This is a genomic window from Pseudoalteromonas aurantia (assembly GCF_005886875.1).
Lineage (GTDB): Bacteria > Pseudomonadota > Gammaproteobacteria > Enterobacterales > Alteromonadaceae > Pseudoalteromonas > Pseudoalteromonas aurantia_A.
The window spans coordinates 1-466 of sequence record NZ_PNBY01000239.1 but is presented as its reverse complement, the minus strand read 5'-3'; the positions used below and the strand labels follow the sequence as shown (position 1 = coordinate 466).

General features: G+C 44.2%; 1 protein-coding gene. It reads left to right on the top strand.

The window, feature by feature from the left end; all coding sequences use genetic code 11:
• The coding region (locus CWC18_RS20820; RefSeq protein ID WP_138676054.1) for an IS30 family transposase at positions 1-392 on the top strand (392 nt) is incomplete at its 5' end.
• Between the last annotated feature and the right edge of the window lie 74 nt (positions 393-466).

Here is a 466-nt window from a genome sequence, read left to right as displayed (position 1 = left end):
GTAAAAGCCGCTATACCCTTATTGGTAAGGTAGATACCAAGCAAGCAGAAACGGTAGCTGACACAATGATCAACCTACTCGGCCGAGTATCATCAGTTTGCACTATTACACAGGATAACGGCGGGGAATTTGCCGCTCATGCAAGAGTATCTGAAGCTGTAAATGCTGATATATTTTTTGCCAAGCCTTACGCCAGTTATCAGCGGGGAACGAACGAAAATACCAATGGTATTATTAGACGAACCTATCCGAAGAAGATGGCTTTAGGAGGTCTGACAAAGGATGACATCAGTACGATGGAATTATTGATAAACACCATGCCTCGAAAAGTTTTAGGTGGGCGAACACCGCTCGAAGTCTACACTGGGGAGTCGATTGCACTTATTGCTTGAATCCAGCCTTGATAGTTCTCGTTGGCTATATAGGCTGGATTATTACCCTGTTAATCAGCCTGGAAGTTTTTCGC